This window comes from Comamonas sp. 7D-2, assembly GCF_022749555.1.
Classification (GTDB): Bacteria; Pseudomonadota; Gammaproteobacteria; order Burkholderiales; family Burkholderiaceae_C; genus Comamonas; species Comamonas thiooxydans.
Genome location: NZ_CP094238.1, coordinates 4,908,752 through 4,933,602, shown reverse-complemented (window position 1 = coordinate 4,933,602; position 24,851 = coordinate 4,908,752). Strand labels below are relative to the sequence as shown.

Here is a 24,851-nt window from a genome sequence, read left to right as displayed (position 1 = left end):
CATTGACATAGAGAGAGGGAAGCCACCATGCAAACCAAGCGCCTGTTCCTGCAATCCGTTCTGGCCCTGGGCAGCTTTGCCAGTGCCACGGCGGCCTTTGCCGCCACGCCCATCAAATTCCAGCTCGACTGGCGTTTCGAAGGACCTGCCGCGCTGTTTCTGCAGCCCGCCGCCAAGGGCTATTTTCAGGCAGCGGGCCTGAATGTGACGGTTGATGCCGGCAGCGGCTCGGGCGGCGCGATTCAGCGCGTGGCATCGGGCTCTTACGACATGGGCTTTGCCGATCTGGCCGCACTTATGGAGTTTCATGCCAACAACCCCGATGTCAAAGACAAGCCCGTGGCCGTGATGATGGTCTACAACAACACGCCAGCCTCGGTCATGGCGCTCAAGAAGAGCGCCATCGCCAAGCCGGCGGACCTGACGGGCAAGAAGCTGGGAGCGCCGGTCTTTGATGCCGGCCGGCGCGGCTTCCCGCTGTTTGCCAAGGCCAACAAGGTCGGAGATGTGCAATGGACCACCATGGATCCGCCGCTGCGCGAGACCATGCTGGTGCGCGGCGATGTCGATGCCATCACGGGCTTTACCTTTACTTCGCTGCTGAATCTGGAGGCGCGTGGCGTGAAGGCGGCCGATGTGGCGGTCATGCCGTTTGCCGACAACGGTGTCAAGCTCTATGGCAACGCCATCATCGCCAGTGCCAAGCTGGTGCGCGAGAACCCCGAAGCCGTGCGCGCCTTCCTCAAGGCCTTCAGCAAGGGCGCCAAGGAAGTCATGGCCAATCCCGGTAGTGCCATCGCCTATGTGAAGGAGCGCGACGGCATCGTCAACACTGCTCTGGAAATCCGCCGCCTGCAACTGGCGATCGACACGGTGATCAACACCGCCGATGCGCGCGGCGAGGGCTTTGGCCAGGTCAGCCCGACACGCATGGCGCTGATGGCTTCCCAGATCTCGGACGTCTATGCGACCAAGACGCGGGTGAATCCTGAGCTTGTCTGGAACGGCCGCTTCTTGCCGCCCGTCGCAGAACTCGACGTCTTTCCCAAAAAGTAATTGCTCATTGATTGATAGCTGTATGCGCTTGTGTGACAGGAGCTGCAGCCTGTTTTTATGAAATCATCAGATACAGAAGCTGCCCGGCCCTTCGTCGAATTCAAGGACGTCTGGCTGGCCTATAACGAAGAGCTGCTGCAGGCCAACCACTTTGCGGTGGAGGCCATCGACCTCACGGTGCAGCGCGGCGAGTTCATCGCCATCGTCGGTCCTTCGGGCTGCGGCAAGTCCACTTTCATGAAGCTCACCACGGGCCTGAAGATGCCCTCCATGGGCCGTATCGCGGTCGATGGCCAGCGCGTGACAGGGCCGCTCAAGATCTCGGGCATGGCCTTCCAGTCCTCCTCGCTGCTGCCCTGGCGCACCACGCTGGACAATGTGCTGCTGCCGCTGGAGATCGTGGAGCCGCACCGTTCGCAGTTCAAGCAAAAGCGCAAGGAATACGAAGCACGTGCCATCGAGCTGCTGGGCAAGGTGGGCCTGTCGGGTTATGAGCGCAAATTTCCCTGGCAGCTGTCCGGCGGCATGCAGCAGCGCGCCAGCATCTGCCGCGCCCTGATTCACGAGCCGCAGATGCTGCTGCTAGACGAGCCCTTTGGCGCGCTCGATGCCTTCACCCGCGAGGAGCTGTGGTGCATCTTGCGCGACCTGCAGGCCGAACAGAAGTTCAATGTGATTCTGGTCACGCATGATCTGCGTGAGAGCGTGTTCCTGGCCGATACCGTCTATGTGATGAGCAAAAGCCCGGGCCGCTTCGTGGTGCGCCGCGACATCGACCTGCCGCGCCCGCGTGATCTGGAGGTCACTTACACCCCCGAGTTCTCGGACATTGTCTACGAGCTGCGCGGCCATATCGGCGCCCTGCGCAAGAGCGGCCCCGAAACCGCTGCCGCCATTCCTCAATAAGGCGCATCATGAAACATCAAAAAACCGCCGAGCGCTGGGCTCCCTGGCTGCTGTTGCTGCTGATCGTCCTGCTCTGGCAGATCATCTGCTCGGGCTTAGGCGTCTCGGAGTTCATCTTCCCCAGCCCCTGGGCCATAGGCCATCAGCTCTATGAGTTTGCGGGCACGATTGCCATGCATGCCTGGCGCACCTACTGGGTGACGATGGCAGGCTTTGCCCTGGCGATCGTGGTGGGTGTGCTGCTGGGGTTTCTGATCGGCTCCTCGCGCCTGGCCTATGCGGCCTTCTATCCGCTGATGACGGCCTTCAATGCCTTGCCCAAGGCAGCGTTCGTGCCGATTCTGGTGGTCTGGTTCGGCATCGGCGCGGGCCCGGCCATTCTCACGGCCTTTCTGATCAGCTTCTTCCCCATCATGGTCAATATCGCCACGGGTCTGGCCACGCTGGAGCCCGAACTGGAGGATGTGTTGCGCGTGCTGGGGGCCAAGCGCTGGGACGTGCTGATCAAGGTCGGCCTGCCGCGTTCCCTGCCGTATTTCTACGGCTCGCTCAAGGTCGCGATCACGCTGGCCTTCGTCGGCACCACGGTCAGCGAGATGACGGCTGCCAACGAGGGTATCGGCTATCTGCTCGTCTCCGCCGGATCTTCCATGCAGATGGGTCTGGCCTTTGCGGGGCTGATCGTGGTGGGGGCCATGGCCATGGTTATGTATGAGCTGTTCAACCTGCTGGAAAAGCACACCACGGGCTGGGCGCGTCGCGGCTCCCAGGGCGAGTGATGCATTGTTTCTGAGCGCTGTCAACGTAGCACCTGAAAACGAAAAAGGCCAGCCGGATCGTTAATCCGGCTGGCCTTTTTTGTGCTTCGCAGTCAATGCCTAGCTGGCCGTGCGGCAGCTGGCAAATGCATCCAGAGGCTGCTTGTAGGTTGGAGAAGTGACATCCATCAATCCCATCACCGTATGGAACAGGTTGTCATGCGAGAGCGGCTGATCCAGCGTCTTGCTCAGACAGGCCTGATTCAGGCCAGTGCGAGCACCCAGCGTTCCCAGCCAGGCAATCATGGGCACATGTTTTTGATCATCGGGCGCCATGGCGTAAGGCATGCCGTGCAGATAGACACCGAGCTCGCCCAGCGATTCGCCATGGTCGGACATGTAGAACATGCCGGTTTCAAACTGGTTTTGCTGGGCCTTGAGCCAGTCTATGGTCTGGGCCAGGAAGTGGTCGGTATAGCGAATGGAGTTGTCGTAGACATTGACCACGCTTTGCTGAGAACAGCTGGACAGCTCATTGGTCGCGCACTCGGGCTTGAAAGCCTTGAGGTCTGCAGTGGAGCGTTTGAAGTAATCGGGGCCGTGACTGCCCATCTGGTGCATGACCAGTACCAGGCCCTTGGCGCGGCGTGCGGGATCCAGCTTGGCGATGCGCTCGTCCAGGCCACTGAGCAGCAGAGCGTCCAGGCATTCGCCATCCTGGGCGCACAGCGCCTTGCCGGCCGGCGTATTCACGCTGTCGGCGGTATCGGCCATGGGGATACGCTTGCACACGCCTTTGCAGCCTGCCTGGTTGTCCACCCAAAGTACGGCCAGGCCGGCGGCCTGCAGCACGTCGAGCAGGTTGTCATGCTCGACCTTGGAGGCGTAAAAGCCTTCGCGGCCCAGGTTGGAGAACATGCAGGGCACCGATTCGCGGGTGCTGGTGCCGCAGGAGTGGGCATTGCGCCAGCTCAGCACATCGCGCTTGGCCAGCTCGGGGTTGGTATCGCGCTCATAGCCGTTGAGGCTGAAGTTCTTTGAGCGTGCCGTCTCGCCCACCACCAGCACCAGCAGCGGCGGTTTCTGGGCTGCGGCATAGCTGGCACCCAGAGCTGCGCCACCCGTGATGCTGTCAAAGGGCCTGGGCTTGTTGAGTAGAGGATCCAGGGCCACCGAGGCGGAGGACAACACGGGGTTGATCGGGTTGATCATGTAGCGCAGCCAAAGATTGTTGCGCACCACGGGGGCCAGATCGCGGTAGGAAACGGCCAGCGATGCGGCTATCAGGGCAATGCCGCCCAGTAGCAGCCAGGCGGTGCGCAGCATATTGCGCCAGGCGCTGTTGGCGCGTTTGAGCGGCGTTTTCCAAAGCCAGATGGCGGGCAGTATGGCGATGATCAACACCTCGGCCAGCAGCTTGATGTTGAACAAGTCCGAGCTTTCGCGTGCATCGGTCTGCAGGATGTTGTGAATCATGCCCTTGTCCATCACGGTGCCGTAGCTGACCATGAAGTACTGGGAGCTGGCCGCCACCAGCAGCAGTGCAACCCAGAACGGCTTGGTAAAGCGCGGCCAGGCAAACAAAGAGGTCAGCAGAAGGCTGGCGCCCAGCACCAGCGGCATAACCCGCAGGGCCAGCAGCGCCAGACTGCCGTGATAGCCATCCAGGGAAGGCAGGCGCAGCCACAGGGCCCAGTTGGCTGTCAGCGTCAGCCAGATGGCCAGGGCCAGAGCGATGAACTGAGGCGTGCGAGGTTGAAAAAGCCCCTTGAAAAATGGGGCAGAAGCGGAGTCTTGGGTAGCCACGGCAGACGGCAAAAAATAGGTATCGGAGAAGTCTGGCGGGACTTTCTTAAAAACCGCTGAAGCCTCCTATGTGGCGAATCCTTGTAAAAAATTGTTTTATGTCGATTTGAAGTATTTATTGGCACTGAGTCGCTGTTTTTGCAGCTTCTCCCCATTGGGTGCATAGCCGCAGCTTGCGCTCTTCAGCGGACAAGGCTGCCAGCTCGCGCATCTGCGCATAGAAGCTGCGCCAGGTCTCGGGAGTGGCCGGGCCTTCGCCGCGCAGTTGCAGCCACCAGCGAGTCATGGCAGGCACCCAGTCGTCATAGGCGGCCAGGGCGCCGAAACTGGCGTTATTGGACTGGGCCACCCATTCGTCGGTCTGGGTCAGGCGCCGGTAATATTGCTCGCGCAGGGCGAGGCTGCTCAGCAGGGGCTCGTCAGTGGCAATCCATTGCGCTCTGAGCTGCGCATAAGTGGCGCGGAATTCGTCAAATACTTTGCTTTTGATGGCTTCCAGCGCTTTGGCATCAAGGGCTTCAGTATTTTTCTGTTCATAAATCTGTTGCAGGCGCTGACGGGTCTCGCGCGTCAGCTGCTGCCATAGCTCGCGTCGCTGCAGGCTCTGCTGCCAGCGCTGCTGCGTGGCGGCGCTGGCATGGCTGTGCAGCCACAAGGGTGTGGCCATGCGCTCCACCGTGGTGGCAAAGGATTCGTTGAAGGCCGTGTCGTTCTTCACATACAGCAGCTGGTGGGCCAGTTCGTGGAACAGCAGGCCGGCAAAGTCACCCTCCTGCCAGGAGGTGAAGGTGCTGAGCAAGGGGTCGCCGCCCAGCCAGTTCAGATAGCCCAGCGTGGAGTAGGCAGGCACGCCATAGACGCTGGTTTCCAACCCCTGTGACTGAAGCGTTAGTGCCTGCGCCTGTGCGTCGCTCTTGCTGAAGTAGCCTCGGTAGGCAATGCAGCCGGTGACGGGAAAGCACCATTGGTGCATCTCCAGGCTGTAGGCCGGGGCTGCCACCACGTTCCAGACCGCAAACGGACGCTGCAGCTGGGCGTAGCGGGTGTAGCTGGCGTTGTCGGGCAGAGCCAGCTCTCGGCTGGCGAAGCGGCGCATCTGTTGCGCGGTCTGCAGGCGCTGACGCAGTGCTGCGGAGGTACTGTCTTCTGCCAGCCAGTCATCAATAGGCCGTGCGGCCTGAAGAATCTGCATCTGTCCCTTGAAACCTTGCCAGTAATAGCCGGCGCTGCTGCAGCCCGTCAGGCCTGCGATTGCGGCACTAATTCCCAGCAAAGCCCTCAGGCTGACTACACTCATCCTTTTTCTCATTGCGCTTGTCCGCCTGTCTGGTTTCACTTCATGGATTTTCTAACGCTCGCCATCATTGTCACCACCGTGCTCTACGTGCTCAAGAAGCAGGAGCAGCGTCAGCACACCCAGCTTCTGGCCCAGCATCTGGCTCGCTTTCAGATCGAGAAGCTCATGGCCAATCTGATGGAGGGATATCTGCGTGTCATCGGCGAGAAGGATGCGCAGAGGCGTGAACAGATCTGGCCCGTGCTGGCCAATACCGAGAGCAGCCTGGTGAGCCAGTTTCAGCGTTTTGCGGATGAATTCGCCACCTTGCCGGCCGAGCAGACGCGTGCCAGCACCCTGCCGCTGGCGCTGCCCTATATGACCAGGGTTCTGCCTTCGGCCACCATGGATGTGCGCGAGACCATGAAGCTTCATGCCCAGGCGCTGGCGGCTGCCCGTGTGGGGGATGCGGCCGACGAGGAAGAGCGCAAGCGCCGAGCCTTCACCATGACGGCCGAGCTGATGCTGATGCAACACACCTGCCACTGGTTCTGCCGCAGCCGCACCGTTGCTTCCATGCGCTTGCTGGCGCGTCACAAGACGGCTTATGAACAAGTGCTGCAGGCTGTGGCCCCCGCCACCCTCAAGGCCTACGACAGGCTGGTGAAAGCCAGCAACTGATCCTCTGCCAGACCTGGAGGCAGTTTTAGGCAGGGATGTTTTCCGTCTTGACCCTGCCATAGTCGATGTGAACAATGGTTTTCATGAAAAACCTGTTGAGCACATTGGAGCCGCTGCTAGCAAGACTTCCTGTGACTGCATCGATACAGCTTCCCTCGGGCGAGCGTATCGGGCCTGAACACAGCGCGGTTCAACTCATTTTTCGCTCTCCCAAGGCTGTTGCGGCGCTGCTGGACGGCCAGATCGGCTCGATTGGTTCGGCCATCGTCGAAGGCTGGGTGGAGGTCAAGGGCAGCTCCCGCGACATCATGGCGGCAGCGGCCGGGCTGCTGCGCGGTGATCCGGTCAGTCATACGCCCTCCTGGCTGGGGCAGACGGTCTCCAAGGCCAGGTCGCTGGCCATGCACACGCTGACCCGCGATGCCGAGCAGATTCAGTTTCATTACGATCTCTCCGACGATTTCTACGCGCTGTGGCTGGACCCGCGCCGCGTCTATTCCTGCGCTTACTACAAAGAGCAAGGCATGAGCCTGGCGCAGGCGCAGGAGGCCAAGCTCGATCACATCTGCAAAAAGCTCAAGCTCCAGCCCGGAGAGCGCTTCTGGGACATAGGCTCTGGCTGGGGCGGACTGGTCTTCTGGGCAGCCGAGCATTACGGCGTGCAGGCCCATGGCATCACACTGTCGCGCAACCAGTTCGATCATGTGCAGCGTCTGATTGCCGAGAAGGGCCTGCAGGGCAAGGTTCATGTCGAGCTACGCGACTACCGGCAAATGGTTGATGTGGAGCCATTCGACAAGATCGGCTCGGTCGGCATGTTCGAGCATGTGGGCAGCGCCAATCTGCAGGAATACTTCGAAACCATTTATTCCATGCTCAGGCCCGGCGGACTGGCCCTGGTCCATGGCATCACGGCGGGCGGTGTCAGCAATGTGGAGCTGGGTGCCGGCATGGGCGAGTTCATCAATCGCTACATCTTTCCCGGTGGAGAGCTCATGCATGTCAGCCGCGTGCTGCATGATCTGGCGGCCAGCGGACTGGAAATGGTGGATACCGAGAACTTGCGCCCGCACTACGCGCGCACGCTTTGGGCCTGGTCGGATGGGTTGGAGGCCAGGCTGGGCGAAGCTCAAATCATTTTGCAAGCCCAGTACGACGAGGAAAAGGCCGCCAAGGCTTTGCGTGCCTATCGTCTTTATCTGGCAGGCTCGGCCATGGGCTTCGAGCATGGCTGGATTGCGTTGCATCAGATGCTGTGCAGCAAACCCGATGGCGATCTGCGCAGCGGTGCGATGGCGGGTGCGCAGAGCGGCTATCCTTTCAACCGCGAATACATCTACCGTTGAAGGAGTCGCTTCATGCCCTACAAATTCAAATCGCGTGCCACGGCAGACCTCATCATGCTGGACGCCAACGGCCGCAAGCTGCTGGAAATCATCGGCAAGTCTCCCGATGAGGTGCATGGCATCATCACCGTGGAGCAGATTCCGGCCGCCATCATCGCGCTGGAGGCTGCTGCCGCCGAAGATGCGGCCAGACGTGCGCAGCCGCAAGACGAAGCGCAGGAGGAGGATGCCGTGCCTGCAAATCAGGACGGCGTGGCCCTGGGCCAGCGCATCGTGCCTTTTGTAGACATGCTCAGGCGCAGCGCCGCCGATGGCAAGGAAGTGACCTGGTAAGCGGCCTTCTTCGGTCGCCCCATGCAAAAAAGCCTGCAGATGCAGGCTTTTTTGCGTTGAACGGATTGTGCGTTCTCAGTCGGCGTAGATGCCGGCGGCCTTGATGACCTTGCCCCACTTGGCGATTTCGGCTTCCACAAACTTCTTGTGACCCGCAGGGTTGGTACGGTCGTCGCTGGCAATCACGGCCCCCAAGGCTTCCTGGCGCTTGATGAACTCGGGGTCCTTGAGCGAAGCCTTCATGGCTTCGTTGATCTTTTGCACCACGTCGGCAGGCGTGCCCTTGGGGGCGTACAGACCGTGCCAGATGGTCACGTTGAAGTCCTTCAGGCCCAGGGACTGCAGCGTGGGCAGGTCCTTGAGTGCAGGCGTGGTCAGAGGCTTGGCAGTGGTCACGGCATAGGCCTGAACCTTCTTGGCGGCAATCTGCGAAGTGGTGTTGGTGGTCTGGTCGCACAGCAGGTCCACCTGGTTGCCCATCAGATCGGCAATCGCAGGAGCTGCACCCTTGTAGGGCACGGGCGTCATGTCCTGCTGCAGCGAGGCCTGGAACATCAGGCCGCACAGGTGCGAGGCCGAGCCCACGCCGGCGTTTGCCAGATTCACCTTGCCCTGGTTCTTGCTGACCCATTCCTTGACTTCGGCGAAGTTCTTGGCGGGCAGGGTGGGGCGGCCGATCAGCGTCATGGGCACATCGTTGATGATGCCGGCGTACTCGAAGTCGTTGAGCACGTTGAAGGACAGCTTGCGGTACAGCGTCGGGATGGTGGACATGCCGATATGCGTCAGCAGCAGCGTGTAGCCGTCATTGCGTGCACGTGCGGCCTTGGCTGTGCCAATCGTGCTGCCGGCACCGTCTGCGTTGTCGATGACGATGGTGGCGTTGTTCAGCTGCTTGCGCATGGATTCGGCCAAGTCGCGAGCCACCTTGTCGGTGGGGCCGCCTGCCGTGAAAGGCACGATGATCGTGATCGTCTTGCCAGCGGCTGGGTAGCTGTCGGCATGGCTGCTGATGGCTGCGGTAGCGGCCAGAGCGATGGTGGCGATCTTGAAAATAGTTTTCACAGTGTCTCCCTAAAAATAATGTGCAAGCAGACCAGGACGGTTGACTTGTCGTGACGTAAAGCCGGATTCTAGGTAGCGCTAATCTGTGGGGTTTTTGTTATTTTCTAAGTGTTATCCCTTGATGGAGCGGGCGATCACATTGCATTTGCGTTAAAGCAAACCGATTGCCTGTCGCGTATTGGCGACACATGTGCAGGGGGCTTGGCCACGCTCAAGTCCCAGTACAAAACCTTTAGGTCGCAGAGCCAGCCGAATGCCGGTAGCTCTTCAGAGCTTCACTGATAGGAGCGCGCGTCCTCGATCACCTTGCCGTCATTGGGCAGGCTTCCGGGAGACACCATCTGCACTTCGCCGCGCAGCTTGGTGACTTCGCGCAAGGCGTCAATCACCTGCAGGGCAAAGCCCGGTGCGGTTTCCGTGGTTTCAACCAGCAACTGCATCTGGTCGTTGGCCATCTCACCCGTCACCACCAGCCTGGCCCTGACGATCTGCGGAAAGCGCTTGACGACCTCGGCCACCTGTTTGGCATGCACGAACATTCCGCGCACCTTGGTGGTCTGGTCGGCGCGGCCCATCCAGCCCTTGATGCGGGCATTGGTGCGACCCGTGGGGCAGGTTCCCGCAAGATAGGCCGAGAGGTCACCCGTGCCAAAGCGGATCAGCGGATAGTCGGGGTTGAGCGTGGTGATGACCAGCTCGCCCACCTCGCCCTCGGCCACAGGGTCGCCGGTTCCGGGGCGCACGATCTCCACGATCACGCCCTCGTCCAGCACCAGACCTTCACGGGCGCTGGTCTCATAGGCAATCAGGCCCAGATCGGCCGTGCCATAGCTCTGGTAGGCATCTATGCCATGCTCGCGCATCCATTGGCTGAGCGAGGGAGGGAAGGCTTCGCCGCTGACCATGGCCTTGGTCAGGCTGGGCAGCTTTACTCCCATCTCCAGGGCCTTTTCCACAATGATTTTCAGAAAACTGGGCGTACCCACATAGGCTGCAGGCCGCAGATCGGCCATGGCCTGCACCTGTTGCTCGGTCTGGCCCGTGCCGCCCGCAAACACCGTGCAGCCCAGGGCCTGGGCGCCGGTTTCCATCATCGATCCGGCGGGCACGAAGTGATAGCTGAAGCAGTTGTGCACCAGCTCACCAGCCCTGAAGCCTGCGGCGTACATGGAGCGGGCCATGCGCCAGTAGTCGGGGCGGCGGCTTTCAGGCTCGTAGATGGGGCCGGGGCTGGAAAACAGCCTGGGCATGTCGTGGCCAAGGCCAATGGCATTGAAGCCGCCAAAAATCTGCTGCGGACGCTGTGCAGCCTGGCGCTCCAGCAGCTCGCTCTTGCGCGTCACAGGCAAGGTGGCCAGCGCTGCGCGACTGGTGATACGGGACGCATCCACACCTTTGAGAATTTCGGCAAAAGCGCTGGAGCGCTGCTGTGCATGGGCAATCTGCAGCGGCAGGCTGGCCATGCAGTCGGCTTCGCGCTGTTCGGGGCTGCGGGTTTCCAGGGCATCGTAGAAATCACTCATGGCAAATCCTGTAGAGAAAATCTGCAAGCAAAACTGAAGTCAATGGGCACAAGTTAAAAACTGGCGCGCACCAAGCCAGAGACAGCGAGCAAGCGCCGCCGCGCAGCGAGGCCGTCGTCCCCCTAGGGGGAAGGCGCGAAGCGCCTCAGGGGGCAGTCATCAAGCCAACCAGCGTTTTCTGCGTTTGTAGCTCTTCACATCCTTGAAGCTCTTGCGTTCGCCGCCGCCCACGCCCAGATAGAACTCCTTGACGTCCTCGTTGCTGGCCAGATCCTTGGCGGAGCCGTCCATGACGATGCGCCCGCTTTCCATGATGTAGCCGTAGTCGGCGTATTTGAGCGCCATGTTGGTGTTCTGTTCGGCCAGCAGGAAGGTGACTTTTTCCTTGCTGTTGAGGTCTTTGACGATGTGAAAGACCTCGTCCACGATCTGCGGTGCCAGGCCCATGGAGGGCTCGTCTAGCAAAACCATACGCGGGTTGCTCATCAGCGCACGGCCGATGGCGCACATCTGCTGCTCGCCGCCCGAGGTGTAGGCCGCCTGGCTGGTGCGCCGGGTCTTGAGGCGCGGGAAGTAGTTGTAGACCTTCTCGAGATTGGCTGCAATCTCGCCCTTGTCCGTGCGTGTGTAGCTGCCGGTGAGCAGGTTTTCTTCGATCGTCAGGTGGGCGAAGCAGTGGCGTCCTTCCATGACCTGGACCACTCCGCGCTTGACAAGTTCGGCGGGCGAGAGGTTGGCGATCTGCTCGCCTTCCAGTGTGATGCCGCCTTTGGTGACTTCGCCGCGCTCGCCCTTGAGCAGATTGGAGATGGCGCGCAGCGTGGTGGTCTTGCCCGCGCCATTGCCGCCCAGCAGGGCCACGATGCTCTGGTGGGGGACTTGTAGCGAGACGCCCTTGAGAACCAGGATCACATGGTTGTAGATGACCTCGATGCCATTGACTTCCACCAGCGGTGCGGTCTGGGTGGAAGTGGAAACTGTGTGCGCGATATCGGTCATGCGGTCACCTGATAACTCAAAATAGATAGCTGTCTGCACTTTATGGATAAGCGCTTGAGGCTGATTTTTATAAATCCGGTTGCGACGAGGCGAGCCTTGGTCAGAGACATCAAGCAAGGACCGGGGCTGGCCGCGCCGCAGCGAGGATGTCGTCCCCCTCAGGCGCCAGGCGCCAGTGAGGGGGAAGGCGCGACGCGCCTCAGGGGGTGCAGGTTCTTACCTTGACGTTCTTTTCCTTGGCGTACTTTTCCGCGAATTCCTTGTAGAGCGGATCGACCATGGACTTGTCGGCCTGGTACCAGTCGGAAGTCACCTTGAACTTGGCGCCGTCCCAGGTGGCAATACGGGCCCAGTCGGCGCCCAGATGGTTGTCGCAGCTGGTCTTGAAGGGGCGGATGATCTTGCCGAAGCCCAGCTCGTTCAGGCGTTCCTGAGTCATGTTCAGGTTCTCCAGGCCCCAGCGCACCTGCTCGGGTGTCATGACCTTGCCTTTGCCGAACTTTTCCTGAGCGGTGCGGATGGCCTCGACCTGCAGCATGGAGATCACAATGCCGCGAGTATGTGCCAGCTGGCCCAGTTCCTTGGCGTCCTTGGCCGTGCCCTGACCCTTGTCGTAGAGCATGGACTTGATGTCGCCATGCACCTTGTCGCTCTCGGCAGTGTTGTGGATGGTCACCGTGTTGTAGCCCTTGGCGCCGGCACCGATGTCCTTGACGTCATGGTCGGAGCCGCCCCACCAGACGGCATACATCTTCTCGCGCGGGTAGCCCGTGGCCTGCGCCTCACGCACGGCCGTAGGAGTCATCACGCCGGCCGACCACAGCAGCACATAGTCGGGGCGGTTCTGGCGAATCTGCAGCCAGGTGGATTTTTGCTCCACGCCGGGGGCAGTCACGGGCAGCTTGATCAGCTCAAAGCCATCCTTGGCGGCGCGCTTTTCCAGCAGCGGAATCGGCTCCTTGCCATAAGGCGAGTCGTGATAGACCAGTGCGATCTTTTTGCCCTTGAGGTTGCCTTTTTCCTTCTTCAGAATGTCCTGCACGATGGAGTCGGCGGCTGTCCAGTAGTTGCCCAGCAGCGGGAAGTTCCACTCGAAGACCTTGCCGTCCACGGACTGGGACAGACCATAGCCTGGGGTGACCACTGGCACCTTGTCGCCGGGAGCCTTGTCGGTCACGGCAAAGGTGATGCCGGTGGACTGAGTGTCAAAGCCCGAGGCGCCGCCGTCCTTGTTCTTGAGGCGCTCGTAGCATTCCACACCCTTGGCCGTGTCATAGGCGGTTTCGCATTCCTCGAATTTGATCTTCACACCGTTGACGCCACCCTTGGCATTGACCAGCTTGAGGTAATCCTGCTTGCCGTCCGCCCATGGAATACCCAGGGGCGCGAACTGGCCCGTGCGATACACCAGCAGAGGCACGAACTGCTCCTGGGCCTGAGCCGCAGGCGAGGCCATCAAGGCTCCCATGCCTGCAGCAACAGCAGCGGCAGCAATCGCAACTTTCTTGAACATCATCGACTGTCTCCTTGGGTTGTATGGGACGCTGTCCCGGTTGCAGGCACTCTGCGGTGTCTTGTAAATAAATCAGCTATCTCTCAATCAAGCACTCAGCAATTCAGGGCACCGAGCAAGAGCCGCCTCGCGGCGGGGCCGCCCCGGCGAAGGTGCCGTCCCCCTTGGGAGAAGCCGCGTCAGCGGCACAAGGGGAGTCATCAATGCGGAAACGGCCAGACGCGCAGCTTCTGACGGGCCGTGGCCCAGAGCTTGGCCAATCCGTGGGGTTCCACAATCAGGAAGAACACGATGAGCGCACCAAAAATCATGTGCTCGAGATAGGTCGCCGTGGCTGTGGACAGCGGCAGGCCCAGCCAGTGGGGCACCTGGTTGAGCAGCAGCGGCAGCAGCACGAAGAAGGCGGCGCCGAAGATGCTGCCCACGACCGAGCCCAGGCCGCCGATGATGATCATGAACAGCAACTGCAGAGAGCGGTCCAGGCTGAAGGCTGCGGGTTCCCAGGCGCCCAGGTGGACAAAGCCCCAGAGCGCACCGGCCACGCCGACGATGAAGCTGCTGACCGCAAAGGCCGACAGCTTGGCGTAGGTGGGGCGGATGCCGATCACTGCAGCTGCCACGTCCATGTCGCGCATGGCCATCCATTCACGACCTACCGAGCTGCGCACCAGATTCTTGGCGGCCAGTCCGAGCAGACACAGGATGGCCAGGCAGAGCAGGTACTTTTCCATGGGCGTGTCGATGGCCCAGCCCAGAATGGCCAGTGGCTTGGCGCTGACGGAGCCGGATGAGGAGTTGTTCGTCACCCAGGCCGCGCGGGTCGCCAGCCAGTCCACAAAGAACTGGGCGGCCAGCGTGGCTACGGCCAGATACAGGCCGCGAATGCGCAGGCTGGGTAGACCGAACACCACGCCGAACGCCATGGCCACCACGCCACCGCCCAGAAGTGCCACCAGCAAAGGCATGCCTTCAATGCGGGCCTGCAGGTTGTAGGCCGCATAGGCACCCACGGCCATGAAGGCGGCCGTGCCCAGCGAAATCTGGCCGCAGTAGCCGACGAGGATGTTGAGTCCCAGCGCCGCCAGCGACATGATGACAAAGGGAATCAGAATCGCCTGGAAGGTGTAGTCGCTGGCAATGAAGGGAATGGCCAGGAAGGCAAAGGCCAGCACCAGCAGGATGACCCAGCGGTCCTGCGCGACGCCGAAGATCTGCTGGTCTGCCGCGTAGCTGGTCTTGAACTGGCCGTTTTCACGATAAAACATATTCTTGTTCTCCCTGTTCAGACGCGGTCAATGATCTTGTCGCCGAACAGACCTTGGGGTCGTACCAGCAGGAAGCAAAGGGCCAGACCATAGGCAAACCAGGTCTCGATGCCGCCGCCCACCATGGGGCCGATGTAGACCTCGGAGAGCTTCTCTCCCACGCCGATGATCAGGCCGCCGATGATGGCGCCGGGCAGTGATGTCAGGCCGCCCAGAATCACCACGGGCAGGGCCTTCAGGGCCACCAGCGACAGCGAGTACTGAACGCCCAGCTTGCTGCCCCAGATGATGCCGACGACCAGAGCCACGCCGCCGGCCACCGACCAGACGATGACCCAGATGCGCGACAGCGGAATGCCGATGGACTGGGCGGCCTGGTGGTCGTCGGCCACTGCACGCAGCGCGCGTCCGGTTTTGGTCTTCTGAAAGAAAAGGCTCAGGCAGATCACCAGGATGGCGGCGATGCATGCCGCATACAGGTCTTCCAGGCTGATCATCACGCCGCCTTGAAACAGGCTGTCCATAATGAAGACGGGGTCCTTGGGCATGCCTACGTCAATCTTGTAGACCTCGCTGCCAAAGACCATGGGGCCGAGGCCATCGAGCAAATAGGCAATGCCCAGCGTGGCCATCAGCAAGGTGATGGGCTCCTGATTGACCAGATGGCGCAGGGCCAGACGTTCGATCACCCAGGCCACGCCTACCATCAGCGCCAGGGTGACGGCGATGGCCAGCAAGTTGCCGACCAGCCCCGGCTCCAGGCCCAGCCAGCCGGGAATCCATTGCGAAAAACGCGCCATGGCCAGGGCTGAAAACAGCACCATGGCGCCTTGCGCAAAGTTGAAGACGCCGGAGGCCTTGAAGATCAGCACGAAGCCGATGGCGATCAGTGCATACAGCGTGCCCACCATGAGGCCGCCGAACAATGTCTCTAAGAAAAATCCCATGACTGCTCCTTCAGTGGCCTGCGCCCAGATAGGCGCGGATCACGTCTTCGTTGTTGCGTACTTCATCGGGAGCGCCGTCGCCGATCTTCTTGCCATAGTCCAGCACCACGACACGGTCCGAAATGTCCATGACCACGCCCATATCGTGTTCGATGAGCACGATGGTGGTGCCGAACTCCTCGTTCACATCGAGGATGAAGCGGCACATGTCCTGCTTTTCTTCCACGTTCATGCCGGCCATGGGCTCGTCCAGCAGCAGAACCTGAGGCTCCATGGCCAGGGCTCGGCCCAGGTCCACGCGCTTTTGTAGGCCATAGGGAAGCTGACCCACGGGAGTCTTGCGATAGGCCTGGATTTCGAGAAAGTCGATGATGTGCTCGACGAACTCGCGGTGCTGCATTTCCTCGCGTTGCGCGGGGCCGATGCGCAGGGCCTGCATGAGGATGTTGCTCCTGATCTTGAGGTTGCGGCCGGTCATGATGTTGTCGATCACGCTCATGCCCTTGAACAGCGCCAGGTTCTGGAAGGTGCGTGCGACACCCATCTCGGCCACCTGGCGGCTGTTCATATGACTGAAGGTCTGGCCGCGAAAGGTGATGGAGCCTTCGGACGGTGTATAGACGCCGTTGATGCAGTTGAGCATGGAGCTCTTGCCGGCGCCGTTGGGGCCGATGATGGAGCGGATTTCGTGCTCTTTGACATTGAACGAGATATCGGTCAAGGCCTTGACGCCGCCGAAACGCAGACTGATGTTCTTGATGTCCAGAATCACTTCGCCGCTGGTTCTTGTATTCATGAAAATTCCTCTCAGGCAGCAGCCTTGGCCGAAGCCGGGTGGAGCTTGGCTTCGACGATGGTCAGCGTGGCGCTGACGCTGCCCGTGCGGCCGTCCTCGAACTTCACCAGGGTCTCGATGAACTGCTGCTGCTTGCCGGTGTAGAGCGCCTCCACCAGCACGCCGTACTTGTCGGCGATGAAGTTGCGGCGCACCTTGCGGGTGCGGGTCAGCTCGTCGTCATCGGGGTCCAGCTCCTTGTGCAGCACCAGAAAGCGCGCCACCTGGGTGTCGGCCATGCCGGGCTCGCTGGCCAAGTCGGCGTTGACCTTGTCTATGCAGTCGGCCACCAGCTCCAGCACCTTGGCCTTGCTGGCCAGGTCCACATAGCCGCCGTAGGGCAGACCCTGGCGCTCGGCCCAGTTGCCCACGGCCTCGTAGTCGATGTTGATGAAGGCACAGACCTCGTCCTTGCCATGGCCGAAGCAAACGGCTTCCTTGATATGCGGGAAGAACTTGAGCTTGTTCTCTATGTAGTTGGGCGCGAACATGGCGCCGCGGCTGGTCTTGCCCACATCCTTGGCGCGGTCGATGATGCGCAGCTGACCGTTGGCATCGATCACGCCGGCATCGCCGGTATGGAAGTAGCCGCTGGCGTCGATCACCTCTGCCGTGGCGTCGGGGCGCTTGTAGTACTCCTTGAGCACGGACACACCCTTGACCAGCACCTCGCCGTTGTCGGCAATCTTGAGCTCGATGCCCGGAGCCGCCTGGCCCACGCTGGAGAGTTCCACCTGGCGGTCGCGCTGCAGGCAGACATAGGCACAGGTTTCGGTTTGACCGTAGAGCTGCTTGAGGTTGATTCCGATGGAGCGGAAGAAGCGAAACAGCTCGGGGCCGATGGCAGCGCCTGCCGTATAGGCCACGCGGATGCGCGAAAGGCCCAGAGCATTGCGCAGCGGTCCGTAGATGAACAAGCTGCCCAATTGGTATTTGAGGCGATCCATGGCACTGACGTTCTTGCCGTCCAGAATGTCCGAGCCTACGCGACGTGCCACCTCCATGGCCTTGGCATACATCCATTGCTTGAGCGGCGAGGCATCTTCCATGCGAATGGAAACCGAGGTCAGCATGCCCTCGAATATGCGCGGCGGAGCAAAGTAGTAGCTGGGTCCGATCTCGCGCAGGTCGATGGCGATGGTCGAGGCGGATTCCGGGCAGTTGATGGTGAAGCCCGCCACCAGCCATTGCGCAAACGAGAACAGATGGTCTCCCACCCAGGCCGGCGGCAGATAGCAGATCACATTGTCCGAAGCATTCAGGCCATCGGTCTGCACGCCGCCGCGGGCAGATTCGCCAAAGCTGGCGTGGGTCTGGCACACCCCCTTGGGCTTGCCCGTGGTGCCCGAGGTGTAGAGGATGACCGAGACATCGTCGGGCGAGACGGCCTGGAGCATGGCCTCATAGGCTCCTGCGTGCCGTGCATCCCATTCCTTGCCCTTGGCCAGCAGCTCATCGGTGCTGATGAGTCCGGGTTGGTCATATTTGCGCAGGCCGCGCGGGTCGTCATAGATGATGTGGCGAATGCTTGGCACGCTCTCGCGTACTTCCAGCAACTTGTCCACCTGTTCCTGGTTCTCGGCAAAGGCGAACGCGATCTCCGCGTCCTCCATCACAAAGCGCATCTCGGCGGCCACGGCATCCTGGTACAGCGGAATGGGCACTGCGCCACAGGCCTGAACGGCCAGAAAGCCCATGTAGACATGAGGCCGGTTATCGCTGATGAACGCCAGGTTCTGGCCACTTTCAAGCCCCAGCGCGCGCAGGCCGCAGGCCATGTGGCGTACGGTCTGTGCGGCTTCGCGCCAGCTCCAGGTTTGCCAGATGCCATACTCCTTTTCGCGCAGGGCGGGCGCATCGGGGCGTTCTGTCGCGTGCTTGAGCAGCAGTTGCGGGAACGTGGTTGTCATGCCTGATCCTCTTGGTTGGGGTTGGAGCCGCCGCGGCTACCCTTCACGAAAGTCTTGCAGACATGCTATGAGTGACTTTGACGTCAGGATGTCTGTTTGACGACAATTTGAGGGAAAGCCTGCATAGTGAAAATCCGCTGTAACAAATGCTGCTGAAAATGGCGCATTTGCTGCCTCGTGGAAATCCCGCTGTTGCGCCAGCGCGGCTTTGGCAATGCTTCTGGGCATGAGTCAAGAACTGTCCCTGCATCAAAGGCGGCGCAAGCCTTTGAGCTCAGAACTCGATGGCATTCCCTGGTGGCCCGTTCTGTTGCCCATAGAGCGTGAAAACGTGGCACGCGTGCTGCTCGTCGGCGATGCCGAGCCGGGTGACTATGTCTGCCGCACCGGTCGCCCGCCTACCTACTGGTTTGGCGTGGTCGACGGCCTGCTCAAGATGAACACCGAAAGCGCCGACGGAGTCAGCATGACGCTGGCCGGCCTGCCTCCCGGCGGCTGGTTTGGTGAGGGAACGGTCATCAAGCGTGAGCCCTATCGCTACAACGTGCAGGCCATCCGCAAGACGGTTGTGGGTGGCCTGCCCATAGACATGTTCCACTGGCTGCTGGATCACTCCATAGGTTTCAACCGTTTTGTGATGAACCAGCTCAACGAGCGCCTGGGCCAGTTCATCGCGGCGCGCGAGATCGACCGCATGAGCAACCCCGATCTGCGCGTGGCGCGTACTCTGGCCGCCTTGTTCAACCCCTTGCTCTATCCCGGCGTGGGGCAGATTCTGCGCATCACCCAGCAGGAGCTGGCCAATCTGGTCGGCCTGTCACGTCAGCGTGTGAACGAGGCCTTGTCTGTGCTGCAGCGCGAGCGCGTGATCCAGATCGAGTATGGCGGCCTGCGCGTACTGGACCTGGAAGCGCTGCGGCATGGTGAGTTCTGTGCGTCGCGCAAGGCGCTTGCCTGAGGGACGTCCTATAACCTAGCTCCGCGCTGGAATTGTGGATAACTCTCGCCTCGCGCCCGCGCGTCGCGAGACAATTACGCCCAAATGTCAGTCAAACCTCCTAAAGAGTCCGGCGCCCCTGGTGCTGGCAAATCCTCCGCGCCCTCTGATTCCTCGTCGGCGCGCCCTGTTTTGCGTGCACCGGCCAAGCCAGCCAAGGCCGAAAAGCCTGCGGCAGCCCGTGGCTCCAGGCCCGCTGGCGGTACCGATCGCGGCCCGCGTAGTGAAGGCCCGCGTGGCGAACGTGGCGCCCGCCCTCAGCGTGAGCGCGACGAGCGCCCCCGCGCTTCAGGCTTTGGTCGTCCCGATGGCGGCCGCCCTGCTCGTGACGACGGTGAACGTCGCGGCGGCTTCTCGCAGCGCGATGAGCGCCGCCCCCGCACCGATCGCGATGAAGGCGGCGAGCGCCGCTTTGGCGGCGGTGACCGTGGTTTCCGCCCCTATGGCGAGTCGCGTGATGGTGATCGCGGTGGCGAGCGTGGCGGCGAGCGCCGCGAGTTCCGTCCCCGTGACGACCGCCGTGATGACCGCCCTCAAGGCGGCCGTGACTTTGGTGACCGTCCACGTTCGTCCGGTTTTGGTCGCCCCGACCAGGGCCGCTTCGAGCGTTCCGAAGGTGGCGAGCGCCGTGAATTCCGCCCCCGTGACGACCGCCGTGATGACCGCCCGCAAGGCGGCCGTGACTTTGGTGACCGTCCACGTTCGTCCGGTTTTGGCCGTCCCGACCAGGGCCGTTTTGAGCGCTCCGAAGGTGGCGAGCGCCGTGAATTCCGTCCACGCGACGGCGAACGTCGTGGCGGTGATCGCTTTGAAGGCCGCCGCGATGAGCGTCCTCAAGGTCGTGACTTTGGTGACCGTCCGCAAAGCCGTGGTTATGGTCGCCCAGACCGCTCCGAAGGTGGCGAACGCCGTGAATACCAGCCCCGTGATGGCGAGCGCCGTGGTGGCGATCGCCCGCAAGGCCGCGACTTTGGTGATCGTCCGCAGAACCGTGGCTACGGTGACCGTCCCGAAGGCCGCTCCTTTGATCGTGACGACCGCCGCGGGGATGCCCGTCGCGGTGATGACCGCCGCAACGACGAGCGCCGTGGTGAACGCCGCGACGAGCGCGGTAGCGAGCCTGAGAAGCGCCATATCCCCGGCTCGTTTGTGTCGGAGGCGACCCGTCGCCCCACCACCGGTATTCGCACCTATCGCCCCGCAGCCGATGGCTCGGACCGTGCGATTCCCGTCAAGCGTGCTCCCGAAGCCGAAGCGCGCCAGGACGACCGTCCCGGTGCCATTCGCATTAACAAGCGAATTGCCGACATGGGCATGTGCTCGCGTCGCGAAGCCGATGAGTGGGTGGAAAACGGCTGGGTCACGGTCAATGGCGAAGTCGCAACCATGGGTCAGAACGTGGTGCCCGGCGACAGGATCGAGATCGACCAGAAGGCTCAGGAACGCCAGGACCAGCAGGTCACCATCCTGCTGAACAAGCCCATGGGCTATGTCAGCGGTCAGGCCGAGGACGGCCATGAGCCCGCCGTGGTGCTGATCACCAACGAGAACCGCTGGAACGAAGACCGCAGCAAGACGCGCTTCAACTTCAGCCAGCTCAAGGGCCTGGCTCCCTGCGGTCGTCTGGACATCGACTCCGTGGGTCTGCTGGTGCTGACGCAGGACGGCCGCGTGGCGCGCCAGATCATTGGCGAGGACTCGGAAGTCGACAAGGAATACCTGGTGCGAGTGACCTTCGGCGATCGCGACGTGGATGTGCAGTCCGTCTTCCCAGAGGAAAAGCTGGCTCTGCTGCGTCACGGCCTGTCGCTGGACGAGCAGCCGCTCAAGCCGGCCCAGGTGGACTGGCAGAACCCCGAGCAGCTGCGCTTTGTGCTGACCGAAGGCAAGAAGCGCCAGATTCGCCGCATGTGCGAGCAGGTCGGCCTCAAGGTCGTGGGCCTCAAGCGCATCCGCATCGGCGGCGTGACCCTGGGCAATCTGCCCACCGGCCAATGGCGCTATCTGGCTCCACACGAGAGTTTCTAAGCTCCCCCTGAGCCGCTTTGCGGCTTCCCCCTCTCTCTCTACGCGCTGCGCGCTATGGGAGGGGGACGACACCCTCGGTGCGGGGCGGCGGGGCCGCCCAGGCCCTTGCTCGCTGTCTCTGGTTGTGGGGTGTGTCGAATTTTGAGTGAAATTGGCCTCTGGCCCTTTATTGATAAGCGCAAGTGGCTATTCTTTTTGAACAAGTGCTTGCGCTTTTTTCTTGCCCGAATAGCCCTTGAAATATCAGGGGCAGGCCCTAGCTATGACTGCGAATCGCCTTGAGAGGATCTCCGGGCGGCTTTTGATTTCAGTTTTTCGCTCACAAAGACATGACAAAGCAAACCCATTCCTTCCAGGCCGAAGTGGCCCAACTGCTGCACCTGGTCACGCATTCGCTGTATTCCAACCAGGAAATCTTCCTGCGCGAGCTGATCTCCAATGCTTCGGATGCTTGCGACAAGCTGCGCTTTGAAGCGCTGGGCGACGCCAGCCTCTACGGCGATCAGCCCGAGCTGGAAGTGCGCGTTTCCTTCGACAAGGCTGCCAAGACGCTGACCATCACCGATACCGGCATCGGCATGAGCGAGCAGGAGGCCATCGACAATCTGGGCACGATTGCCAAGAGCGGCACCAAGGCCTTCATGGAAAAGCTCAGCGGCGACCAGAAGGCCGATTCGCAACTGATCGGTCAGTTCGGCGTGGGCTTTTATTCAGGCTTCATCGTGGCCGACAAGATCACCGTGGAAACCCGCCGCGCCGGTGCTCCGGCATCGGCCGGCGTGCGCTGGATCAGCGGCGGCACGGGCGACTTCGAGATCGAGCAGATCGAACGCGCCCAGCGCGGCACCAGCATCATCCTGCACCTGCGTGAGGACGCCGAGGAGTTTCTCAACGGCTACAAGCTCAAGCAGGTCATCTCCAAATACTCCGACCACATCAGCCTGCCCATCCTGATGGAAAAGGAAGAGTGGAAGGAAGGCGAGAACGATCAGCCCGGCGAGATGGTCAAGACCGGCGAATGGGAAACCGTGAACAAGGCCAGCGCCCTGTGGACCCGCGCCAAGAAGGACATCACGGAAGAGCAGTACAAGGAGTTCTACAAGGCCATCAGCCATGACTTCGAGGACCCGCTGACCTGGAGCCACAACCGCGTCGAAGGCAATACCGAGTACACGCAGCTGCTCTATATCCCCGCCAAGGCCCCGTTCGACCTGTACCAGCGTGACAAGCATGCCGGCATCAAGCTCTATGTGAAGCGCGTCTTCATCATGGACGATGCCGAGGCGCTGATGCCGCAGTATCTGCGTTTTGTGAAGGGCGTGATCGACTCTGCCGACCTGCCGCTGAACGTGAGCCGCGAGCTGCTGCAGGAAAGCCGCGATGTACGCCTGATCCGCGACGGCTCGGCCAAGCGCGTGCTGTCGATGCTGGAAGACCTGGCACGGCACGACAGGCACGAAGCTGCGGCCGAGGCTGCCGATGGCGTGCAGGATGTCGTCAGCGAAGAGGACAAGGCCAAGGAAGGCAAGTTCACGCAGTTCTACAACGAGTTCGGCGCCGTGCTCAAGGAAGGCCTGGGCGAGGACTTCGGCAACAAGGAACGCATTGCCAAGCTGCTGCGCTTTGCCACCACCACGCATGAGGGCCTGAACACCTCGTTTGCCGACTACAAGGCTCGCATGAAGGAGGGTCAGGACGCGATCTACTACATCACGGCCGACACCCTGGCTGCGGCCAAGAACAGCCCTCAGCTCGAAGTGTTCAAGAAGAAGGGCATCGAAGTCCTGTTGATGACCGATCGCGTGGACGAGTGGGCGCTCAATTATCTGCACGACTTTGACGGAACGCCGCTGCAGTCCGTGGCCAAGGGTGCCGTGGATCTGGGCAAGCTGCAGAACGAGGAAGAGAAGAAGGCCGCCGAGGAAGCTGCCGAAGCCTTCAAGCCCGTGCTGGCCAAGCTCAAGGAAGCACTCAAGGACCGTGCCGAAGACGTGCGTGCCACCAGTCGCCTGGTCGACTCGCCCGCCTGTCTGGTGGTCAGCGACGGCGGCATGAGCCTGCAACTGGCCCGACTGCTCAAGCAGGCCGGCCAGGCCGCGCCCGAGTCCAAGCCCGTGCTGGAAGTGAACCCCGATCACGCCCTGGTCAAGAAGCTCGACGGCTCCGTCCACTTCAACGATCTGGCCCAGATTCTGTTCGATCAGGCCGTGCTGGCCGAAGGCGGCATGCCCGAAGATCCTGCTGCTTATGTCAAGCGTGTGAACGCGCTGCTGGCCTGAGCGGTTCGGTTACCCCGATAAAAATCCCCGCAGAGTGGTGGCTCTGCGGGGATTTTTTTTCATGATTTCTGGCTATATCGCTTATGGGTAGGTAGCAACCAGCTATCAAAATTGATTAGCTGCGTGAACGTGCAAGCAGGCTGCGATCCCAGAGCACCATGGCCAGGGTGAACAGGCCCAGCAGGCCGCCCATGAGACTGGTGCCGGCCCAGCCATGTGCCAGCCAGGCCCACGAGCCCAGTGCCGAGCCGAGGGAGGCGCCGAGAAAGTACGTGGTCATATAGACGGCATTGATGCGCGAGCGGGCCTCGGGTGCCAATGCATAGACCACGTTCTGGTTGCTGATGTGCAGGGCCTGCAAGGCACCGTCAACCACCAGCAGGCCCAGCATGAACCACCAGAGGCTGCTGCCGCCCAGCCACAGGCACAGCCAGCCCAGCAGCATCAGAATGGCGCCGGCCAGCGTGGTGGACTGCTCCAGCCCTTTGTCGGCCATGCGGCCTGCCACATTGGCCATCAGTGCGCCGGCAATGCCCACGATGCCGATCAGGCCGATCATGAGATCCGAGAGTTCAAAGCCCGGCCCGGCCAGCAGCAGCGCCATGGTGGAGAACAGCACGCTCACGGTGGCAAAGCCGGTGCCGCCAATCAGCGCGCGGCTGCGCAGGCGCGGATGTCGGCGCAACAAGTCCCCCAGGGACTTCATGACTTCACCATAGCTGACGGGAGCGGCGGGAGCCGCCTTGGGCAAGGCACGTGCCAGCAGCAGAGCCATGAAGGCCGTAGCGATGGCACCTGCCCAGTAGACGGTGCTCCAGCCGCCCAGATCGGACAGAATCCCCGCCACGCTGCGCGAGGCCAGAATGCCGATCAGCAGGCCGCTCATGACCAGCCCTACGGCGCGGCCGCTGGTGCCGGGGGCGGCGAAGGTGGCCGCCATGGGCACCAGTACCTGGGCGGCCACCGAGAAGACACCGGCCATCAGCGTGCCGGCAGCCAGCAGCGCAAAACTGCCTGCCAGGCCGCTGATACCCGAGAGCAGCATGCCGCAGGCGGCTAGCAGCATCAGCGTCAGAACCAGGCGGCGGCGCTCCAGCATATCGCCCAGCGGAACCAGAAACAGCAGGCCCAGGCCGTAGGAGACCTGGGCCATGGTCACGGTGCTGGAGGCCTGGGCATCGCTGATGTGCAGATGCTGGACCATGGAGTTGAGCAAGGGCTGGTTGAAGTAATTGGCTCCGGCGCACAGACCGCAGGCCGTGGCCATGAGCAGCAAGGTGGTTCTGGATAGGGCGGTAGTGGCCGCTGGTGTTGTGGTTTTCATGAGG

The 24,851-nt window shown here is 61.6% G+C and carries 20 protein-coding genes; 9 read left to right on the top strand and 11 right to left on the bottom strand.

The window, feature by feature from the left end:
* The first annotated feature begins 27 nt into the window (after nt 1-27).
* From MPZ60_RS22675 to MPZ60_RS22665, 3 genes are read left to right on the top strand one after another with little or no spacing between them, the layout of a single operon-like run.
* Complete coding sequence (locus tag MPZ60_RS22675) at nt 28-1,056, top strand: ABC transporter substrate-binding protein (protein WP_034354834.1); 1,029 nt, start codon at nt 28-30, stop codon at nt 1,054-1,056.
* A 57-nt stretch (nt 1,057-1,113) separates the two neighbouring features.
* A complete protein-coding gene (locus tag MPZ60_RS22670; protein ID WP_034354830.1) occupies nt 1,114-1,962 on the top strand; it encodes an ABC transporter ATP-binding protein in 849 nt (282 codons plus the stop codon).
* Nucleotides 1,963-1,970: 8 nt separating this feature from the next.
* A complete protein-coding gene (locus MPZ60_RS22665; RefSeq protein ID WP_003068629.1) occupies nt 1,971-2,741 on the top strand; it encodes an ABC transporter permease in 771 nt (256 codons plus the stop codon).
* A gap of 99 nt (nt 2,742-2,840) precedes the next feature.
* Here MPZ60_RS22665 and MPZ60_RS22660 read toward each other — a convergent pair whose 3' ends face one another.
* A complete protein-coding gene (locus MPZ60_RS22660) occupies nt 2,841-4,526 on the bottom strand; it encodes a phosphoethanolamine transferase (protein ID WP_242607066.1) in 1,686 nt (561 codons plus the stop codon).
* Between the two features lie 115 nt (nt 4,527-4,641).
* Complete coding sequence (locus tag MPZ60_RS22655) at nt 4,642-5,823, bottom strand: aminopeptidase (RefSeq protein ID WP_034354824.1); 1,182 nt, start codon at nt 5,821-5,823, stop codon at nt 4,642-4,644.
* Nucleotides 5,824-5,865: 42 nt separating this feature from the next.
* On the opposite strand from MPZ60_RS22655, the gene MPZ60_RS22650 reads away from it, so the two are divergent.
* From MPZ60_RS22650 to MPZ60_RS22640, 3 genes are all read left to right on the top strand, one after another.
* Nucleotides 5,866-6,483, top strand: coding sequence for a hypothetical protein (locus tag MPZ60_RS22650; protein WP_034354821.1), 618 nt, complete (start codon nt 5,866-5,868; stop codon nt 6,481-6,483).
* Between the two features lie 74 nt (nt 6,484-6,557).
* On the top strand, nt 6,558-7,829 hold the full coding sequence (locus tag MPZ60_RS22645) for a cyclopropane-fatty-acyl-phospholipid synthase family protein (protein ID WP_045838776.1): 1,272 nt from the start codon (nt 6,558-6,560) through the stop codon (nt 7,827-7,829).
* A 12-nt stretch (nt 7,830-7,841) separates the two neighbouring features.
* Nucleotides 7,842-8,162, top strand: coding sequence for a DUF1840 domain-containing protein (locus MPZ60_RS22640; RefSeq protein ID WP_034354819.1), 321 nt, complete (start codon nt 7,842-7,844; stop codon nt 8,160-8,162).
* 75 nt (nt 8,163-8,237) lie between these two features.
* On the opposite strand, the gene MPZ60_RS22635 is transcribed toward MPZ60_RS22640, so the two are convergent.
* The 8 genes from MPZ60_RS22635 to MPZ60_RS22600 form a co-directional block, all read right to left on the bottom strand.
* Complete coding sequence (locus MPZ60_RS22635) at nt 8,238-9,227, bottom strand: tripartite tricarboxylate transporter substrate-binding protein (protein ID WP_034354816.1); 990 nt, start codon at nt 9,225-9,227, stop codon at nt 8,238-8,240.
* A gap of 275 nt (nt 9,228-9,502) precedes the next feature.
* On the bottom strand, nt 9,503-10,750 hold the full coding sequence (locus tag MPZ60_RS22630; RefSeq protein WP_034354812.1) for a phenylacetate--CoA ligase family protein: 1,248 nt from the start codon (nt 10,748-10,750) through the stop codon (nt 9,503-9,505).
* Between the two features lie 159 nt (nt 10,751-10,909).
* On the bottom strand, nt 10,910-11,749 hold the full coding sequence (locus tag MPZ60_RS22625) for an ABC transporter ATP-binding protein (RefSeq protein ID WP_034354808.1): 840 nt from the start codon (nt 11,747-11,749) through the stop codon (nt 10,910-10,912).
* 199 nt (nt 11,750-11,948) lie between these two features.
* Nucleotides 11,949-13,265, bottom strand: coding sequence for an ABC transporter substrate-binding protein (locus MPZ60_RS22620; RefSeq protein ID WP_034354805.1), 1,317 nt, complete (start codon nt 13,263-13,265; stop codon nt 11,949-11,951).
* Nucleotides 13,266-13,462: 197 nt separating this feature from the next.
* Nucleotides 13,463-14,527, bottom strand: a complete 1,065-nt coding sequence (locus MPZ60_RS22615) for a branched-chain amino acid ABC transporter permease (RefSeq protein WP_003068654.1) — start codon at nt 14,525-14,527, stop codon at nt 13,463-13,465.
* A gap of 17 nt (nt 14,528-14,544) precedes the next feature.
* Nucleotides 14,545-15,474: a branched-chain amino acid ABC transporter permease gene (locus MPZ60_RS22610; RefSeq protein ID WP_034354802.1), complete on the bottom strand. Its 930-nt coding sequence runs from the start codon at nt 15,472-15,474 to the stop codon at nt 14,545-14,547.
* A gap of 10 nt (nt 15,475-15,484) precedes the next feature.
* Nucleotides 15,485-16,270, bottom strand: a complete 786-nt coding sequence (locus MPZ60_RS22605) for an ABC transporter ATP-binding protein (protein WP_003068658.1) — start codon at nt 16,268-16,270, stop codon at nt 15,485-15,487.
* A gap of 11 nt (nt 16,271-16,281) precedes the next feature.
* The gene (locus MPZ60_RS22600) at nt 16,282-18,219 is read right to left on the bottom strand and encodes a long-chain fatty acid--CoA ligase (protein ID WP_034354799.1); all 1,938 of its coding nucleotides are present in this window, start codon (nt 18,217-18,219) and stop codon (nt 16,282-16,284) included.
* A 226-nt stretch (nt 18,220-18,445) separates the two neighbouring features.
* Between MPZ60_RS22600 and MPZ60_RS22595 the strand changes: the two genes are divergently transcribed.
* The 3 genes from MPZ60_RS22595 (at nt 18,446) to htpG (ending at nt 23,523) form a co-directional block, all read left to right on the top strand.
* Nucleotides 18,446-19,177, top strand: a complete 732-nt coding sequence (locus MPZ60_RS22595; protein ID WP_003068662.1) for a Crp/Fnr family transcriptional regulator — start codon at nt 18,446-18,448, stop codon at nt 19,175-19,177.
* An 84-nt stretch (nt 19,178-19,261) separates the two neighbouring features.
* Nucleotides 19,262-21,244 carry a pseudouridine synthase gene (locus tag MPZ60_RS22590; protein ID WP_242607416.1) on the top strand — a complete coding sequence of 661 codons (1,983 nt, stop codon included), beginning with the start codon at nt 19,262-19,264 and terminating at the stop codon, nt 21,242-21,244.
* A 329-nt stretch (nt 21,245-21,573) separates the two neighbouring features.
* Entirely contained in the window at nt 21,574-23,523 is a 1,950-nt protein-coding gene (htpG, locus tag MPZ60_RS22585; protein ID WP_034354795.1) for a molecular chaperone HtpG, read from the top strand.
* A gap of 115 nt (nt 23,524-23,638) precedes the next feature.
* Here htpG and MPZ60_RS22580 read toward each other — a convergent pair whose 3' ends face one another.
* Nucleotides 23,639-24,847: an MFS transporter gene (locus MPZ60_RS22580; protein WP_052057601.1), complete on the bottom strand. Its 1,209-nt coding sequence runs from the start codon at nt 24,845-24,847 to the stop codon at nt 23,639-23,641.
* Between the last annotated feature and the right edge of the window lie 4 nt (nt 24,848-24,851).